Origin of the sequence: Paenibacillus sp. AN1007, assembly GCF_040702995.1 — a bacterium.
Lineage (GTDB): Bacteria > Bacillota > Bacilli > Paenibacillales > Paenibacillaceae > Paenibacillus.
Genome location: NZ_CP159992.1, coordinates 6,176,454 through 6,194,943, shown reverse-complemented (window position 1 = coordinate 6,194,943; position 18,490 = coordinate 6,176,454). Strand labels below are relative to the sequence as shown.

The window sequence follows — 18,490 nt, the reverse complement described above, 5'->3', positions numbered from 1 at the left end:
TAGGGTATGTTAGCACAGGTGGTTTGAAAATGCAGTAGTTTTGCGAAAATAATTGAAAATATTTTGAAAATTCCAGTAATAGGTATTTTAGCACTTTCAAAAGTATGGTGCAGCATACATGAGCAAACAAACCGTTACAACAGCTTATTCTTCCGTATGCTTCAAAGCATGAATTGGCGTGCCTTTCGTGACCTCACCAGTTACTGTGTTGATTTCCAGAGGTTCCACCAGAACCTTCCATCCATTTTCAGTTTTGAATACCTTATGGGGTAGTGGAGGTGATTGATCATAATTTTGCCCCGCATACTCTTGTACAATATAGAACTGAAATTCATAGTTGTTCATTTTTTTGCTGCCTACGATCTGGTAATCGGTAGTAGGGTTCGTTATAAAATCTTTGAGGTAACCTTCTTTACGACTTTTCTCATCCAGATAATTGGTGTCTTCTGAATAAAACATCATTCCGGCTGCATCCCGATCCATATAAGCGTCATAATAGCCAGCTGCGGCTTCCAGCGGAGTTTGGGCTGCAGGTCTTTCTGCCGTCGTAGTGGATGCAAATAATATTGCCCCCAATACAGCTCCAGCCATTAATAACGATATTCGTTTGTTCAGCTTCATTATGACAGCTCCTTTGCAATGTGTTATTTCACCTATTTCTCCCTTCACACTAAAAACCCTTCCAACTCACGGACAAGTGAGTAATGGAAGGGCCTCTATTTGGAAAAGTATATCCTCGAATCATCCTTTGACTGAACCTGCCGCGATCCCTTCAACAATTCGTTCACTCAGCACAAGGAACGCAATCAGAATCGGCAGGATGCTGATCATCAGCGTAGCACCAATGGCACCCCAATCCGTTGTATACTGCCCGATAAAGTTCTGCACTCCAACGGTCAGCGTTTTATACGTATCCGAACTGATGAAGGTATTCACGAAAATAAACTCGTTCCAGTCATAGATCATGTTAATGATCGCCGTCGTGGCAATGACGGAGGCCGTCATCGGCAGCACAATGCGGAAGAAAATGCGGTTCACCGAGCATCCGTCCATCACCGCTGCCTCCTCGACCTCCCTCGGAAGTGCATAATAGAAGCCGAGCAGAATCATAATGGTGATCGGCATATTAAATGCAATGTAAGACAGAATGACCGATAAGGGATGGTCTGTGAGGTGCAGTTTCAGGAACAGGCTGAACAGAGGAATCAGTGTGGAATGCACCGGAATCATCAGTCCCACCATGAACAGCCCTAGCACCAGCGAACGTCCCTTCCAGCGCATACGTGTAATCGCAAAGGTGACGAGACTGGCAAACAGCACCGTAAACACGACAGAAACAACCGTAATCCATACACTGTTGAAGAAATATAAACTGATATTGCCTTCTGTCCATACCTTAACATAGTTCTCCCAGCGCGGCTGTGCCGGAAGCGCAAAAGGAGCCATGTCGAATACTTCCTGGTTATTTTTGAGTGAGAATAACATCAGCCAGATTAAAGGCAGGATTTGAAGCAAAGCCACCAGTGACAGAAGTACATAGAGCAGGACATATCCAAGCCTTCTCGTCCATGCAGGGCTGTGACCTGTCTCCGGGCCTACTGGCAGCCGAACAGCTGTATCCGTCTTCACCGAATAAACCCCCTTTCATTTTACGATTACGTCAGGAATACTGAATTGTATCTTTGGATGCCGTTGCTTTGCGAAGCAGCCAAGTCACGACCAGACAGATCAGAAGCAGGAAGAAACCTACCGCACTGCCGTATCCAAAGTCAAAACTGCGGAACGCCTGACGATACATGTAGGAGGCCATCACTTCACTCGCACCATTCGGGCCGCCATCCGTCATCACATAGATGAGATCAAAATATTTAAGCGAGCCGACCACGGCCAGCACTACAGTGACTTTGATGACTTCTGTAATGAGCGGCAGCTTGATACGAAAAGCAATCTGCCACGGGTTCGCGCCGTCAATCCGCGCAGCCTCAATGAGCGATTCCGGGATATTTTTGAGTGCCGCATAATAGATCAAAATATAAAAACCTGCATACTGCCACAGAATCGGCACGAACAGTGCATACAGCACCAGTGATGGCTCCGCCAGCCAAGCTGGCGGATTGCTAAATCCGATTGCCTCCAGAAAACTGTTCAGCACTCCGTTACTGGGGTGATAGATTTTTAGCCATAACTGAGCGATGGCAACGGAAGAAAGCAGCATTGGAATGAGATATATTTTGCGGAACAGATTCGCGCCCTTGATCTTGCCCGACAGCACCAGGGCAATCATTAGATAACCGATGAGGCTCAGCGCAGAGAATAAGGCCAGCAAAAAGGTATGATTTGCACTCTGCCAGAATGTGCTGTCCTGGATCAATCTGGTGTAGTTATCCAAACCAATAAACGTCATTGCCCCGATCCCATCCCACTGCATCAAACCATAATATCCGGTGAGCACGATCGGAATGTAAACCAGAACCAGCAGCAGAAGCAGCGCAGGAAGTACATACAGCGCGGCCACCAGACGGTTCGACATGACTTTGTCCAAGATGGGTTCCTCCCTTCAAACGTTTAACCATCCAAGTGGTGTAAGTGTAGGCGAGGTGTACATCAGTTGCCTTTGTCGATCGCAGCCTGATGGTTCTTCACAAAGTCCTCCGGTGTGACTGCTTTGCCAAACAACGCTTGAATCATATCAAGATGCGCCTGAGCAGCAGCCGGTTTCATCTGCACATCTGCAAAGAGAGTCAGACTGCTCGCCTGGTTCAGCTCGTTCAGCAGATCAATGTAAAGCTGCGGCAGCTGCACGGCAGCTGTATCCACTTTGGTCGCTGGAATGACACCTGCTTCAGTCACAGAGCTTTCGCCCCATTTTTCCACAAAGTATTGAATGAATTTCTGTGCTTCGTCCTTCACCTTCGAGTTCTGGGCCGCGAACAAACCTACACCTGGTCCGCCTACCCAGCTGTTAATATCACCTTTGCCGCCGTCAATCGTCGGAAATTTGAAAAATCCAACCTTATCTTTGAATTCCTGCGGAATATCCGGGTTCGTTGTGAAATTTGGCAGTTCCCACGTTCCCATCAGATACATCGCAGCTTTCTCATTCATAAATTCGGATTTGCCCTCATCGTTGGACAAACCGTTAAATCCTTTGTTGAATGCGTTCATATCCACCAGCTTCTGTACTTCCGCCGCAGCCTGCGTCAGCGCTGGATCATCGAATTTACCGGAACCATTAATGGCTTTCTCCAGCGCATCCCCGCCTACCCGGTTCGCCAAGTACATATACCAGAGGGAGCCGGTCCATCGGTCTTTGTTGCCCAGTGCAATCGGCACTTCACCATGATCATTCAGCGTCTTCACCACATTCAGGAATTCATCATAAGTGGCTGGCGGCTGCAAATTATATTTGTCAAAAATCGCTTTGTTGTAATAAATGGGGGAAATGTTCAGCTCGATTGGCAGCGCATATGTCTTGCCGTCTACCGCATAAGCTTCCGTCGTACCGGCAATGAACTTCTCGCCCAAAGAGCCGTTCAACAGCTCATCAAGCGGTGCGAACAAGCTGCCCTTAACATAAGGCTCCAGGAAGCCCGCAGCCCACGTTACGCCGACATCCGGAAGTTCATTGGAAGCAGATAAAATTTTCAGTTTGTTCTTGTACTGTTCATTTTCCAGCACTTCCTGCTTGATCGTCACATTTGGGTTATCCGTCTGATACTGCTGGATAATATCATTGACCAGTTTGTTCTGTTGGGCCGAACTTCCGGCTGGCCAGAGATGCATGAATTTCAGGGTAACCTTACCATCTGTACCGCTGTCCCCACCACCCGCGTTACTACCGGAGTCACTGCCCCCACCGGAGCCTGCATTGTTACATCCCGTGAGAATGACAGCCAGAATCAGCGTCCATGACAGGAGCATAGCCAGTGTCTTTTTTTTCATATTTCCAACCCCCAATAGTGGAATTTCGGTTTTTGTAACCGCTTCAAAAAAATTGTAGCACGGGCACCATCAGGCTATAAGGGTAGAATGATTTGGTAAAACTCCACTATTTTGAGAGGTTTTTAGAAAATACTTTTTATAATGTGTTAGCTCTTTTCATTTACCGTGTGACGATATTTGCTCGGGCTGATGCCCTCCAAACTTTTGAATACTTTGATAAAATATTTGTCCGTCTGGTAACCGACTCTCTCGGCAATCTCCGAAATCGGCAGTACGGTCTGCACCAGCAATTCCTTTGCCCGCTGTACCCGTTTGCGCATAAGATACTCACTGAAATTCAGTCCAACCTGTTCTTTGAACAGCACACTGAAATAACTGGAGTTCAGGTGCAGGGAATCGGCAAGCTCACGCATCGTTATCGGTTCACCCAGATGTGCCTGGATATAAGCCATAGCTTCTCCAATCGGACTGTTATCCTGCGGATCTCTTCGCTCCTGAATATCAACCAGCTTCGGATCAACAATGTCCTGCATCGCTTGAATACGCCGCTGCTGCTCATGAATATGCAGTGCCTTCTGTACCGTTTGCAGCAGCTGCTCCTTCTCGATTGGCTTAAGCAAATAATCCACCACACCCAGCTTAATTGCCTGCTGAGCATAGTTGAAATCCGCGTACCCCGACATAATGAGAACCGCAGGTTTGCTTGGAGAATGCTGAATGGCTTCCACCAGAGATAAGCCGGAGAACTCCGGCATGCGTACATCGGTAATGAGCAGATCTGCTGTCTGGCTGGCAAGCCACTCCCTAGCCTCCACACCGCTCGCTGCCGTCTGAATCCGGTTCTTCCCGACAGACCATGCTTCAAGTGTTTTGCGTATGCCTTCTCTTGTGCGCGGCTCATCGTCCACAATCAGAATCGTTTTTTCATGAATCATGTACAGCCTCCATTCCCGTTCCCCTCGGAATTTCCAAACAAATGACGGTTCCTCCTCCTGCTTTGCTCTCAACCTCCAGTTTGACAGCTTGGCCAAGCTGACTGCCAAAGTACAGCTGAAGGCGGCGCTGCACGTTGATCAGCCCTACACCTGTTCCTTTGCCGGGAGCAGCCGGACCACCATCCAATGCATGCAGAACAGCCTGTAGACGCTCTTGATCCATACCAGGTCCATCATCCTGCACCTGCACATGCAGCAGACCTGCTGTCATCGACGACTGCACACTAATCTCTATCTTCCCCGGTTTCAAGGTGCTTTCGATGCCATGCAGCACTGCATTTTCCACCAGAGGCTGGATCAGCAGCTTAGGAATCCTTACTCCGCGCAGTTCCTCGCTCAGTCTGATCTCCCACTGCATTCGGTCACCCAGACGCATCTGCATAATGTTCAAATAGCGCTCTACATGCTCCAGTTCATCCGCCATCGTAACCCATTCATCCTGATCCGGGCTGGAAATGATATAGCGAAATAACCGCGACATGGCGATCACCATTCGGGCCATCTCCTCCTCTCCTTTATCCTCCAGCGACCAGTAGAAGGCTTCTAATGTATTGAACAGGAAATGAGGGTTAATCTGGGATTGCAGCGCCTTTAGTTCAGCCCGGGACTGCATAACCTCTTTCTCATGCACTACCTGTGCCAATTCATTCTGCCTGTAGACCATCTGGTTATACACCTCGTTCAGTTCATTGATCTCCATAGTAGAGCTGACCATGAGATTGGGCCTCATCGCTCCTGGCTGCGCTCCTCGCATCGCCCGCATCAGCCGAATCAGGGGACGAGTGATCATTGTCGATAGAAAAAACGACATCACAAGAAACAGAACGACACCGATGATTCCCGAAACAAGCAGAGCTGTTCTCAGGATCGATACTCCCTCAGTCGTTTCCCGCAGCGGTGTCAGCACAGCCAGTGTCCATCCGGTTAACTCCGAACGCTGCTTCACCACGATATAGGACTCCTTCCCGTTCTGAACGATAGATTCACTGTTCATTACGGCCTGCGGGTCCAGATGGACATCCAGATTGGAGGTCACCACTTCACCCCCGCCATCCAGAAGCATGATTGAATCCTGTGAACCGTCTGTCCCGTCCGAATCATTCAGTTGAAAAAAACTTCGCTGCATACGCACAACCACGTATCCTCCATGCTCGAAGGAACGATCCAGCAGGCTGATCCGCCGAATTGCCAGAAGAATGCTCGGATCATCTGGATCAGAGCCTGCCCATACCAGTCGGCCCTTTCCCTCATCGGCTCTGACAATCCAGCTTCGCTCCAGCCTGTGATTCAAGGACCGATCATCCATTGGGAAGATACGGCTGTATTCTGTAGTATAGATCTCCATGCTCTGAGCGCCATTAATAAAGGACTGGTAACTGCCCGCGATCTGCAGCAGCGCCTGACGCTGATTAAAGGTTGCCTTCTCTCCGTGTTTCTCCCCGTTCAACAGACGCTGCACATAAGCATCATCCGCCACCTGAGCCGTCAACGAATTCACCTGAGCAATCAATGCGTCCAGTCTGCCGCTGGCCTGCACAGCTGTTTGATGGATATGCTTCTCGGCATTGCTTTTCAGCAGAGAGGCTACACGGTCATAGGCTGTAATGCCTGCGAGCAGCAGCACAACGAGCATAACCATCACAAAACCGACAAAAATCTGATTGCGGAGCGAGTTAAAATGTCTATTTTTACGCTGCAATGTCCCAAACTCCTCCTCTGTCTGCATGTAAAAGAACCCACCATCTCACGCCCGCAGCTGGATTTAACGGGATACACTCGATGCCGGATTCGCCTATGTTATTCTGCCGTGTTGCCATTAAAGCGCTTGCAAAAGGAGGTTTCCTTCTCGCCTCTTTTCCTCTATTCAACCTCACTTTGTTTACCGATTAAACTATCGAATTCAAAATATCACAGTTTTGGCCGTTAAGCAATGGATAAATCACCTTATTCTCTCCAATATACGGGTGCAGTCCCTGCACGCAGCAGCCTGACATTTGCTGCATCTGCATCAAGGAACTGCACCGCTATAAAGAATCCAGACCTCTGAGCACAGATCCATTATGCCAAAACGCTACGATTTAGGCAGTGCATTACGCAGACGCTTCTCCCGATATCGCTGATATGCACGAATCAGCATGCCGATGATGATCATGATCACACCGATATTGATTGCTACATCGGCGATATTTAATATACCGCGTCCGGAGGGGAACACGAGGAAATCCGTCACCCGGGCATAGATAAAACGGTCAATTGCGTTACCAAGCGCCCCGCCCACCATGAACCCTGCTCCTGCCTGCATCCAGAAACCACGTATCTCACCTTTGTATCGATAATACAGTATGCCTGCGATAAAGAGCACCGCAATCACTCCGAACAGACGCGCATTGCCTTGGAACATACTTCCCGCCATACCGCTATTTTCATAATGCTGCAGCTGCATCCCCGAGTCACCCAGCCGCATGACTTCGCCAATCTCCATATACATCCGCACCGCTATTTTAGTTCCTTGATCTACCAGCGTGACCAGCAGCGCGACAAAATAAAACAGCATTGCCCTTTCCCTCCTGTCTGCTTATGCTGCTCTTTATCCCAAGAAGAACATCCTAATTCACATCAAGAACATCGTCATCATGTTCCTCTTACTTTACCACAGTGGTTATCCCGTCTCCAAATGATACCGCCTCTCCCCTCCTGTAACATCTATTGAAATCCGTGTTTCACTCTGGGCAGGTACAGCTATGTCCTGCGTCGAATGTAGAGCTTCATCACACATACGAAGGAGATGTCTTTCATTGAATTCTATCGATCCTGAAATTACAGCCAGATTAGAACTGATGCAGCAGGAAGAACAGGAACTGGTATGGGATACGTTTAATTCCGAAACAGCACTGCAGCTCGGCCTGCATCTGACTCAGGAAGCTGATCACCGCTCACAGGCAGTGACCATTGAGATTACGCTGAGGGGGCATCGTCTCTTTCTCCATTCGATGGAAGGCACACACCCTGATAACGAAAACTGGATTCGCCGTAAGAATAATGTCGTGAACTACTTCGGCTCCAGCTCCTGGCATACCGCTCTGCGGTTAAGAAGCGAGAACAAGACACTGGAGAAGGATTTTGATCTGTCTGAATCTGATTATGTACTCGCTGGCGGAGCATTTCCGTTGATTTTAAAAGGGGAAGGGCAGGTAGGCACTATCACGATATCCGGTCTGCCTGATGAGGAGGACCACGACCTCGTTACCTCAGGAATTCGTTCATTTCTAGAGCATTAACGTGAACTTACAGCTTCTCTTTGGGGTGCAAAAACCCGCCTTCATGGAATGAATAAGGCGGGTACAGCATTTTAAACTTCTTCAATTCACTGTTCAATTAAAGAATCAGAAAGATTTTCTATCTTTCATAATGTGATACACATGGCTGAAGCTGCCGGAGAGGACACCCACAATCGGGAAGATCGCCCAGTTGATATCCCAGCGCTGATACACAAAACCGGTGAAGAGAAAGATTGCGATCGCCAGCGGCCACACCACGGCTTCTATTGCACGAACCGCTCTTGCTTCCTCTCTCTTCGATGCATCCAGATGCTGATCCTCCAGCAGTTTTGTATACGCTCCCTGAATATTACCGTAATAAATAAAGAGAAACACGCCAACACCTGCCGTAATCAGAAAAGCCGACACACCATAAGCCGCATAAATATCATTCATATAGTTCCCAGCGAATATGAACACAGGAGACAGAACGCACAGACATACCCCCGTAATAAGAGCAACACGATAGGTTAGCGCAAAGCCTGCCTTACTCTGCTGCAGACTCATCAGAAACGCACGAGGAAGCTGAAACTCATTCTCCATATGCTCGAACCGTCCCAGCTTTGTACCGCTGTAGATGAACATACCTACAGCAGGTGCGACCAGTAAAAACATGCCAATCAGACCGATTACCGCCCCTGTTTCCACAGGGCTGTTACTTCCCAACTGGATGCTGCTCTCAAACAGCGTATCCATAAAGATCAGGAAGGCCACGCCAAATGCACACAACCATACTCCGAGCCCTGTCCAGAATCCCGCACTTCGTTTGGCTGCCATATAACCATGGATCTCTTCTTCCTCCAGTATAGGGAGGGTTTCCTGAGCTTCATTGGGCTGAATGCCAAGCTCCGTCATCAACTCCTCGATGCTGCCAAACTCGGAGATGACAATGCCAACTGCCTCGTTCTCCGATCTGCCTTCCTGTTTTAACTCCAGATACTTATCCTCCATACCCGAAAGAAGCTCCTGCTTCATACGCTCTACCTCAGGAGTTCTCGGCAAACCCGCAAACATATTTTCCAGATACACCATAATTGTCTCCATATTCCGTCACAGCTCCCTGATAAAAAGATTAACAACCTCTTGCGTAACCTTCCATTCCTCACACTTTTCCCTGTAATAGCCCAGGCCAGCTGGCGTGATCCGGTAATAGGTGCGGCGCTTGCCAAGACTTTCATTCTGATAAAAGGATTCGATATAACCGTTTTTCTCCAAACGGGTGAATGCCGAATAAAGTGTAGTTTCCTTCATGACATACTTTTCGTCTGTCAACTGCCGAATGTTCTTGGAAATCTCGTATCCATACGATTCCCCTTCAAGCAGCATGTAGAGGATCAGCGTATCATTATAACCGCGTATTACATCACTGCTGATCACAAAACATATTCCCCCTCAGTACTTCATCTGTCGTAGTAGTTTGAGTATAGCACATTTACTACGACAGATGAAGTAGTTTGTGTGCAACGAAATAAAATAAAAATCCGCACCTGGATAAAGGTACGGATTTGATAAGTATATCGTTTGGTATAATGATGTCTGTTGTTAGATTCACCGAGCCAATGTACAGAGCTGTTCTCCGCCCTGCATTTGCGCGAAACGTTTACTGAATCGAAGACAGCACATCCAGCAGCATGGATTTGAATTTCGGACGGTCAATCGCCTCACATACACGTACATTTGGCGCTTTGCCCAAGCGTCCGTTAATATCCACCACGCTGTACCCGCGCGTCAGTTCGCCCGCCGCTTCCACATCGACATAATAATGACCGGACTTCGTCATAAGTGACTCATCTGCCGCTGCAGCCATTAACAAGGTATCGGGATGCGTTGTTCCATTCAATTTATGTACCGACTTGTTGAACTGCATGACCACCTTGTTAATCGCCGTGAAGAAATCTGCACCCGAAGTGCCCAGCGCTGCAATCTCGGCATGGTCGTCATCATCCATAACCGAGTATTGCGTACACATCTCCCAGCCAACCATCGTAATCGGGATACCTGCATGCAGGACAATTTTGGCTGCTTCCGGGTCCACGTAGAAATTATACTCTGCCGCCGGTGTAATATTACCCAGAGCATTATTCGTTCCGCCCATAATGTACAGGTGAGCAATCTCGGGAACAATCGTCGGGTCCTTCTGAATCGCCATTGCAATATTCGTTAGCGGTGCGATAGCCAGCAGTTCGATTTCACCCGGATGTGCATGCACCTTCTCAATGATAAAATCAACTGCATGCCCGCTTTCGGGACGCTGCTCTGCCTTGGGAAAATGTGCACCTCCCATGCCGTCATCCCCATGTACGTCTTCTACTGTCCGGTGCTGCGCCTGACCATAGGACATTAGTGGGCGCTCGCAGCCTTTATATACCGGAACTTTACCGCCGTGTCCGGCGGCCTGCACCGTGTACAGCGCATTTTCAACCTCCTGGTCGAACTGCACATTGCCTCCAGTGATCGTAATGCCCTCCACCTGAAAATGATGCAGTGCCGTCAGGATCGCAATCGTATCGTCTCCTGCTGTATCCGTATCAATGATGACTCTTCTCATGCTGCCGCGCCCCTTCTTCTGTATAATATTCGTTCTATATAAGTTGAAATCACCTAATTACACGTCAGGGTCTATTTTACATCAAAAACGTACCGATGACGATGGACACACCGATGATCACCGAGCGCAGCAGCTGTGCTACCGCCATATTACCGCGCGCAATCTCATCACATACCCGGATTTTAGGCGTCAGGAAATCAAATATAATATAGACCAGACACAGAATGATGATACCTATTCCTGACCACAGCAGCATATCCAGCCATGCATGCGTCGAGAAAGACACCATTCCCACAATAATACACAACCCGAGCAGCTTGCTGCCCATATACATGCCTGCCGCCTCATTGCCTTTTGCAATTTCCTCGCTGTCGTTATAACGGGTTAATTTACTAAACACAAAATATCCAACAATCAATACCACCAGCAGAATGCCGATCCCTAATCCCACATTCACGAGGTTTACTCCCAGCTTTTCCATTCCTTTTCCTCCTCATCATTCATCGGTTCACGCACTGCAGCAGCACAGTAATACGCCATATCTCCGGTTACTTTCTCCCCAACTCGGGGCAGCATTCCGGCAAAACGTCCACCGATTACAAATACACCTGTCAGCAGATAACCACTGTACTCGCCATCCTCTGTCTCAATTACAGCCTGTTCCATCGGCACAAGCTGCTGGTATACCTTGGGTTGATTTTCGTAGTAGGCGGCTGTCTCTTCGTCTTCTTCAGCATCTTTATTGGTTTCCATGTTCACGCCCACCGTCTCTTCAATTTCGTTTCCATCCAGCAAAAGTGTCCCACGACCCTCGCGCCCCCAGTAGCTTTTGGCTGCGTAAGGAACATCGCTCTGCTCAAACGGCTCCGCGGTAAAGTAGGTTGGCAGCAGATAACGGGAAATGACATCCATCTCGGCTTCATCAAAAAGTGTAAATCCGCAGTATTCCGGCGTCTGCTCATTCCGCTCGTACAGTGACCAGATGGCTGCCATAAAACCTTTGCTCTGCATCAGCACATGCTGTACAGGATTCATCAGGCCAAGCCGACCTTCCCGCACCAGCTCAATCAACGCAGCCCCAATATCTACATCGGTCGTTTCGTCCCGATCGCCAATCAGATATTCCAGCGGATACAGCCGATACAGCAGCCTGATCTCGCGTCCCTGATGATACAGCGCTTCTCCCGGCACAATCTCAAGCTCTTCCAACGGAGCATACAGCACCTCATATCCCGCTTCACAGCAGCGTTCCATCAGATAAGCAGTGTTGGTTCGATCCTCGACGTGTTCGCCATAGGAAGTAAATGTAACCGGCCCTTCCAGCCCCTGCTCAGCGTAAAACGACAGCCAGGATCGGAAACACTCCCGAAGCCGTGCATCCATATCTGCAGACGGTGCAGTCCACATCGGATCAGCTGTGCATCCGATCAGAATGCGCTCGAGTGCAGCCGATTCAGGGATACCTGTAGGCGTATCGGTATTATTTTCTATACATTTCAGACCAGCTTCACCAATAATCCAGTCCTGACGAGTGATTCCGCCCGTAACAGCCTCCATACGAGCTGCTGGAATCAGCCCCGGATGAATGCCCAGTGGGTGCATCAGAAACGAATCGGGCATATATCGCTGGATAAAACGCATCACTTTACTGTAAATGGCATCCACCGCTTCTGCCGCAGCACGCAGCTCCTGCACTTCTTCCGTGGTATAAACCGTCAGTGCAGGCACACAGTACTGCTTGCCGTACATGCGGTGATACGGAATCTTCTCTCCAGCCTCACCCGAGAAAATCTCTTCGTGACTGTACGGCATCCGGTACACTTCCCTCATCCTGCCGACCTCCCCCGGTTGACGCTGAGAACAGCTGCCTGCTTCATGATGCAATCAACCTCCCGAACTTCGGAAAAAGCTGCCGAAGCCGCTCGATTTGGATTTGGATGAGCTTTTATAGGAGCTGCTGCCGTCTTTGCTGCTGCGATAGGATGAGCCGCCGTACCCTCCGTAATAGTAATGACCGCTGCTGGAATCATACTCACAGCCGGTATCATACTCAGGGTCACATTCATCGCTGCTGCCGCATCCCGAGAGTACTGCAGGCACCGCCAGCATCAGAGAAAACGCCACCAGTTTTGCTTTGGAGCCCGGTTTAGACCCTGACGTCTGTCTGATGTTACGCCCTACACCGGCTTCTGATATGCTCGAAGCTGGGCTCAATTCTAATGCGGGATTTAATCCCGATACGGCTTCAAACGCTGACGTAGATTTTAACTCTGGTATGGATTCATACGTTGGCGCGGGCGTATTCCCCATGATTTCTCCAGACTCCTGCGAGTTTAACGGTTTTCGTACTTCCTCTTCCCTCATTACAGATCCACCTCTTTCATGAAAAACAACACTTTCTTCCGATCCGTATCCAGTACAGAGTACAAAATCTCGTATGTTGAGTCTGCACGGACCATATAGTGATCCAGCAGCTGCTCGGCCAGCTCCATCGTATAGCTGGAAGACTCCGCAAGCTCCAGCTCCTGGAAGGAACGTCCATTCCACAGCATATACTCCGGGCTGTACATTGACGTGGAAGACATCTTACACATCCCCAGCGCTGCATCCGCAATAGCAGCACCATACCCTTCCGGCATCTGCTGATCATACGCCGTTACATAAATGGCATGATCACGCCGGTCCTGACACTCATTGGACAGGTGGGCCCATAGTTTGTTTTTCATCAGGGCAGCATCCACCAGTTTACGCATGAACAGTTCATCCCGCGTAACCGAGGTCTGCTCCAGCACACCCGTTTCTGCCTGTTTATCCTCCGACCAGCTGCGATACGTCAATGAATAATAGATTGCTGTTCCCTCCCCTTTTGCGAGCTCTTAGATGAGCCGTTTCCATACACACAAACGTATTAAACGCATCAGAAGGAAAAAAGTTACACTATTCGCCGAGACATGTAAAAAGAAACAAGTAATTTCTCCATCTAATGTACTCCAGCCCCTTCTTCCCATATGTACTTCTGAAGCAGTACTGCACAAAAAGGACTGCCTCATGTCAGCCGCTGCATGCCAAATGCATATCCACTGAGAGACAATCCTTTTTATGCTGATTCCTGGCCTGCCTGTTCACGCTCGTTCAGGTTACCCTAATCCGATCTTGTGCACTGCAGTTAGTACTGCACTAGCTATCGTTCTGCGACTCAACCTATAGTTCTAATCTTCTACTCTCACATCTCTGCCCATTGAGCCAGCAGTTCATCGTACGCTGCGGATAACCGTTCCCGCTCGTTCCATGTCTGCTCCAGAGCTTCCGGATCATTTTCCAATGCTTCAAGCTGCTGATCGAGTTCCTGCATCTGGACTTCCATCCGGGCCATCGCCTGCTCCAACTTCTCGACCGATTCATGATCCCGTGTCCTGCTGTTTCCTCCCACTTCTCCTGTCTTGCTGCTTACTTCCAACGTGCCGATACTTTTGCCTGCTCCCCGTTCCCCTGACTTCCTGCTGATCCGCGATCCCGATCCCGTTCTTGTTCCCGTTCCTGCTGCTCCCTCTTCCAGCCGCGCCTCATTCGCCGTGCGAGCCTGCAAATCAAGCTTCTTTTCCCGGTACGCTTCGTAATCCCCAAGATATGTCGTCAGCTGCCCATCCTCGAGTTCCCATACACGGGAAGCCAGACGATTCACAAAATATCGGTCATGAGAGATCGCAAGCACGGTCCCTTCAAAGTCAGCAAGTGAATCCTCCAGCGCCTCTCGTGATGCGATGTCCAGATGGTTGGTCGGCTCATCCAGCAAAAGTACATTCGGTTTACGCTGCACCAGCAGGGCCAGCCTCAGACGAGTCCACTCCCCTCCGGACAGCTGCCCAACGGAACGAAAAACATCTGCTCCATAGAACAAATACCTCGCCAGAATGCCGCGGGCCTCTCCCTCTTCCACTCCTGCTTCCAAGCGGAAATGCTCCAGTACGTTCAGCTTCGGATTCACCGCTTCTTCCTGCTGTGCCAGGTAACCCACATCTACACGCGAACCCCACTCCAGCCTGCCTGCATCCGGCTGTTCTTCACCCAAAAGCAGCTTGAACAGTGTAGTTTTACCGGAGCCGTTGCGGCCAATCAAGGCCGCTTTGTCTCCGTATTCGAGCAGAGCGGACACGCCGTTTAAAATGTCCCGGTCCCCGTATCGTTTCTTCACGTCTTCCAACACAGCCACACGTTTACCTGTCCGATCCGTAGGACGTACATCAAAATCCGCACTTCGGCGCTCCAAAACAGGCCGCTTCACCTGCTCCATCCGCTCCAGTGCTTTGCGCATGGAGGCTGCGCGGCGGAAAAACTTCTCGTTGCCGCCGACACGGCCCCATTCTTCGAGCTGACGAATCGTCTCCTTCATTTTTTTCATAACCTTCTGCTGCTCTTTAAACTCCTCAAACTGCTGCAGCAGCCGCTGTTCCTTCACCTTCATATACTCGGTGTAACCACCCGCAGCGGTCTGTGCCTCACCATCCTCCAGTTCCAGCGTGCGTGTCACCACCCGATCCAGGAAATAGCGGTCGTGCGAGATCAGAACAACGGTTCCGCTGTACTCTCTTAAAAAACCTTCCAGCCACTCCACGCGCTCCAGATCAAGGTGGTTCGTTGGCTCATCTAGTAACAGCAGATCAGGACCGACGATCAGCTGTGAAGCCAGGACCACCCGAGTCTGCTCCCCGCCAGAGAGAGAGCCGAACCGCCAGCTGTAATGTTCCTTGGCTATATCCAGCCCGTCTGCGACCTGATCTATGCGTGCATCCATCTCGTATCCGCCTTCGCGTTCGAACTGCTCCTGCAGGGCTGCATACCGCTGCAGCAGACGCTCCAGCTGCTTCGGGTCTGCTGCACAAGCCGGATCGGACATCTGCTGCTCCAGCTCCTTCATCCGGTTGCGGCAGGTAATCAGCTCTTGAAACCCGAGACCCAGCACATCCAGCACGGTGTGGTCACCCAGTCCTTCGGGCACCTGAGCCACGTAACCGATTCGTGTATCCTTTTTCAGCATCAATTGGCCTTCGTCCGGCTGGCTTAACCTGGCCATCAAACGCATCAGTGTGGTTTTCCCGCTTCCGTTGCGCCCGATCAGCGCAACCTTGTCACCTTCCATAATCTCAAATGTAATGCCGTCCAGCACCAGATGTGCTCCATGATATTGTTTTAACTGCTGCGCGCTAATGATCATCATAATAAGGTTCCTCCTAAGGTGTGGAAGAGCCTGACTGCAACACAAAAAGAGCCGCAGGAGGTTAGCTCCGCGGCTCTTTCAGAAATCAATAAGGCAAATACACTTATCGTCCGAATGAGGTCAAGGCAGGCTTCTTCTCGTACATGTTAACTTCCGTATATATAAAATTGGACAGACTTCTCCCGTTGTTCGAAAAAGTGTGAACAATGCCAGCCATAGCAATCGGCAGCTGGCTAATACGGTTGTTAAGCATCTCGTGATTCACCTGTCTTCACCTCCCTTTGTCATAAGTAATGTCAATATATCACAGACGGCTGCACCTCTGCAACCACCTCAGCGCCCAACATCCCTGTCATATGCCTGTGTCCACGGTTTTCATTCAGCCATTCTTCATCAGCATACTTCATACTGTAACGACTCGTGCTGACCTCCTACGCTCTTCTTCCGATTGTTCTACCACTCTTCTATCCAGAAGGCGAATTACCCCAGATAAGTCATCTGGATATCTACTAAATGGTTCAAATGAATCTCAATGCGCAGTTCGTCATGTTCATTGATCGCATTTAATGTGCTTCCGTTCACACTTAATTTTTTGATTGGATTGGTATTTTCGAAAAAAATGGCCCACACCAAACGGTCTTCTGCATCCGTATAAGCAATAAAGCCCTCATTTCCCATGGCCCCGTCCCCGCCAACGATTGTCCCATCTTGATAGTCGATACTTGTCCATGCATCTATCATCGTCCAGCAATCTGGATTATACTTCACCATACTATCAATCGTTGTATCACAGAGCGGAGAAACATGCATGGTTCGTTCATTGTTGTTAGGGTCGTGAATCTTCAGAATATCTAAAATGATGACCGTTCCATCCGCAAAAGCAATGCAGTTCATGCCCGGCAGTTCTCGCTGTTCAGCAGACCAATGTTCCATGATTAAGCTATTCATCGCATGTTCCTTTCCTTATATAAAAGCAACCTTATCTTACACCGCATGGCTTCCAGCATGCAGCATGGGGTTACATCAGACCCTGAAACAGCATGCCTGTATATTCCGGATTAATGCCTGCCACGACGCCGAATCACCAGAGCCGCAATCGCAACCGTAATCAGCGTCAGCAGTCCTGATGTACCTAATGCCGCACCAAGGAGCGCATACCCGATACCGTTCCAACCCCCTATATCGATGCTAATCATAATGACAACCGCTCCGCCAAGCAGCGTCAGACACGGCAAAATGGATTGAATCCACGTCATGCGGCGTCCCTGTACCCGATATACCACCCATTCGATCAACAGCTGTACCACCCACATCCCAAGCGTCCACAAAATAACGATATCCACAAAATCCTCTCCTTATGATTGGATATTCATATCGACCGCTGCGGAGCTGCATTACGGTGTAACCTCTCCATAGAGCATGAACTAGAATGATCGCTTTTTATCCATACATATTCATACCGTGGCGCTCTTACTTCAGCCAGTCTGCGAAAAAGTTCCGATACCCTTCCTTCATAATGGTCCTTGAAAAGGCACCAAATGCATATTCCCGGTTATCCTCCGATACACTGCGCGGTGCAGCTGCTGCCATGTTCACCAGCTCAAACCAGTTATCCTCATTTCCGGCAAAGGCATGCGTGGACCTTATATGCCCGTAGCAGGCATGCTCGGGCTTCACGACCATTTTCCCCATCGCCATCGCTTCCGTCAGCGGCATCGCAAACGTATCAAACGCTGAACAGCTCCAGTACACCTTGGCTGAGTTCATCAGCGTAAATATCTCATCCTGGGTAAGTGCAAACTTCAGCTTCACGTTACTTGGGATATCGTATTTCTTCATGCTCTCCTGGTAGCGCACACCGCCAAATACCATGTACACTTCCTTGTCCGGGTTCTGACGGGCATATTCCAGCACAAGGTCGGGACGGCGATTCGCCTCATCCCGCCCGATCCAGAGCACGCGATTGTGAACGACCTGACTCGGGTCATAATGGCGGTGCGCCAGCTCTTCGTTGAAGCCAATCGGAATGACGCTCACGTCATGAACACCGAAATTGCGCCCAAGCTCTCTTTTCAAAAACTCGGTCTGTACAATCGCTTTATCCACCATCGTGTAGAACGGCTTCATCATCTCATACCCCGTCAGTGCCGGGTCAGGGAAACTGTGTGGAAACAGTACACTTTTCGGCAAAAACATCTTTAAAAATGTAAATCCCGATACCGTATAGATCACATGCTCAATATTTTGGCTGTGGATCTGATCGAGCACGATATCATAGTTCACCAGGTCACCCTTCTCATGCTCGTATCCAGGCAGCCAGTCATACCCGCTCACATGACGCTCCGGTGAGATGAACACAATGTCCACGCCCAGCTCCAGCCCGATCTGCTTCAGTCGATCCGCGAACACCCGCGGTCCCTGAGCCTCCGTGAATTGAATTTTACGCATAACCAATCCGACTTTACGCATACTT

20 protein-coding genes are annotated in these 18,490 nt (G+C 49.5%); 1 reads left to right on the top strand and 19 read right to left on the bottom strand.

The window, feature by feature from the left end; all coding sequences use genetic code 11:
• Positions 1–144: 144 nt before the first annotated feature.
• From ABXS70_RS27790 to lspA, 7 genes are all read right to left on the bottom strand, one after another.
• Complete coding sequence (locus ABXS70_RS27790; protein ID WP_342553300.1) at positions 145–621, bottom strand: hypothetical protein; 477 nt, start codon at positions 619–621, stop codon at positions 145–147.
• Positions 622–741: 120 nt separating this feature from the next.
• Positions 742–1,605 carry a carbohydrate ABC transporter permease gene (locus ABXS70_RS27785; protein ID WP_342556472.1) on the bottom strand — a complete coding sequence of 288 codons (864 nt, stop codon included), beginning with the start codon at positions 1,603–1,605 and terminating at the stop codon, positions 742–744.
• Positions 1,606–1,660: 55 nt separating this feature from the next.
• On the bottom strand, positions 1,661–2,542 hold the full coding sequence (locus ABXS70_RS27780; RefSeq protein WP_342553301.1) for a sugar ABC transporter permease: 882 nt from the start codon (positions 2,540–2,542) through the stop codon (positions 1,661–1,663).
• Positions 2,543–2,604: 62 nt separating this feature from the next.
• Positions 2,605–3,942 carry an extracellular solute-binding protein gene (locus ABXS70_RS27775; RefSeq protein ID WP_342553302.1) on the bottom strand — a complete coding sequence of 446 codons (1,338 nt, stop codon included), beginning with the start codon at positions 3,940–3,942 and terminating at the stop codon, positions 2,605–2,607.
• Positions 3,943–4,088: 146 nt separating this feature from the next.
• Complete coding sequence (locus ABXS70_RS27770) at positions 4,089–4,877, bottom strand: response regulator (RefSeq protein WP_342553303.1); 789 nt, start codon at positions 4,875–4,877, stop codon at positions 4,089–4,091.
• Positions 4,867–6,636, bottom strand: a complete 1,770-nt coding sequence (locus ABXS70_RS27765) for a sensor histidine kinase (protein WP_366292554.1) — start codon at positions 6,634–6,636, stop codon at positions 4,867–4,869. Before ABXS70_RS27765 ends, ABXS70_RS27770 begins: the two co-directional genes overlap by 11 nt.
• A 372-nt stretch (positions 6,637–7,008) precedes the next feature.
• A complete protein-coding gene (lspA, locus tag ABXS70_RS27760; protein ID WP_366292551.1) occupies positions 7,009–7,491 on the bottom strand; it encodes a signal peptidase II in 483 nt (160 codons plus the stop codon).
• A 241-nt stretch (positions 7,492–7,732) separates the two neighbouring features.
• On the opposite strand from lspA, the gene ABXS70_RS27755 reads away from it, so the two are divergent.
• Positions 7,733–8,215, top strand: a complete 483-nt coding sequence (locus ABXS70_RS27755) for a heme-degrading domain-containing protein (RefSeq protein ID WP_366292548.1) — start codon at positions 7,733–7,735, stop codon at positions 8,213–8,215.
• Positions 8,216–8,320: 105 nt separating this feature from the next.
• On the opposite strand, the gene ABXS70_RS27750 is transcribed toward ABXS70_RS27755, so the two are convergent.
• From ABXS70_RS27750 to ABXS70_RS27695, 12 genes are all read right to left on the bottom strand, one after another.
• Positions 8,321–9,298 carry a permease prefix domain 1-containing protein gene (locus ABXS70_RS27750; protein ID WP_366292545.1) on the bottom strand — a complete coding sequence of 326 codons (978 nt, stop codon included), beginning with the start codon at positions 9,296–9,298 and terminating at the stop codon, positions 8,321–8,323.
• A gap of 6 nt (positions 9,299–9,304) precedes the next feature.
• Positions 9,305–9,631 (bottom strand): PadR family transcriptional regulator, encoded by a 327-nt coding sequence (locus ABXS70_RS27745; RefSeq protein ID WP_342553308.1) that lies wholly within the window; start codon positions 9,629–9,631, stop codon positions 9,305–9,307.
• 223 nt (positions 9,632–9,854) lie between these two features.
• A complete protein-coding gene (locus ABXS70_RS27740; RefSeq protein WP_342553309.1) occupies positions 9,855–10,802 on the bottom strand; it encodes a nucleoside hydrolase in 948 nt (315 codons plus the stop codon).
• Between the two features lie 76 nt (positions 10,803–10,878).
• Positions 10,879–11,283, bottom strand: a complete 405-nt coding sequence (locus ABXS70_RS27735) for a DUF350 domain-containing protein (RefSeq protein ID WP_342553310.1) — start codon at positions 11,281–11,283, stop codon at positions 10,879–10,881.
• Positions 11,265–12,632 (bottom strand): glutathionylspermidine synthase family protein, encoded by a 1,368-nt coding sequence (locus ABXS70_RS27730; protein WP_342553311.1) that lies wholly within the window; start codon positions 12,630–12,632, stop codon positions 11,265–11,267. Before ABXS70_RS27730 ends, ABXS70_RS27735 begins: the two co-directional genes overlap by 19 nt.
• A gap of 54 nt (positions 12,633–12,686) precedes the next feature.
• On the bottom strand, positions 12,687–13,166 hold the full coding sequence (locus ABXS70_RS27725) for a hypothetical protein (protein WP_342553312.1): 480 nt from the start codon (positions 13,164–13,166) through the stop codon (positions 12,687–12,689).
• Positions 13,166–13,639 carry a hypothetical protein gene (locus tag ABXS70_RS27720; RefSeq protein ID WP_342553313.1) on the bottom strand — a complete coding sequence of 158 codons (474 nt, stop codon included), beginning with the start codon at positions 13,637–13,639 and terminating at the stop codon, positions 13,166–13,168. The genes ABXS70_RS27725 and ABXS70_RS27720 overlap by 1 nt, the downstream gene beginning before the upstream one ends.
• Positions 13,640–14,025: 386 nt before the next feature.
• Positions 14,026–16,017 (bottom strand): ribosomal protection-like ABC-F family protein, encoded by a 1,992-nt coding sequence (gene abc-f / locus ABXS70_RS27715; protein WP_342553314.1) that lies wholly within the window; start codon positions 16,015–16,017, stop codon positions 14,026–14,028.
• A 103-nt stretch (positions 16,018–16,120) separates the two neighbouring features.
• The gene (locus ABXS70_RS27710) at positions 16,121–16,282 is read right to left on the bottom strand and encodes a hypothetical protein (RefSeq protein ID WP_342553315.1); all 162 of its coding nucleotides are present in this window, start codon (positions 16,280–16,282) and stop codon (positions 16,121–16,123) included.
• A 215-nt stretch (positions 16,283–16,497) separates the two neighbouring features.
• A complete protein-coding gene (locus ABXS70_RS27705; protein WP_342553316.1) occupies positions 16,498–16,965 on the bottom strand; it encodes a hypothetical protein in 468 nt (155 codons plus the stop codon).
• Positions 16,966–17,075: 110 nt separating this feature from the next.
• Positions 17,076–17,360: a hypothetical protein gene (locus ABXS70_RS27700; RefSeq protein WP_366292536.1), complete on the bottom strand. Its 285-nt coding sequence runs from the start codon at positions 17,358–17,360 to the stop codon at positions 17,076–17,078.
• 127 nt (positions 17,361–17,487) lie between these two features.
• Complete coding sequence (locus tag ABXS70_RS27695) at positions 17,488–18,486, bottom strand: glycosyltransferase (RefSeq protein WP_366292533.1); 999 nt, start codon at positions 18,484–18,486, stop codon at positions 17,488–17,490.
• Positions 18,487–18,490: the final 4 nt, after the last annotated feature.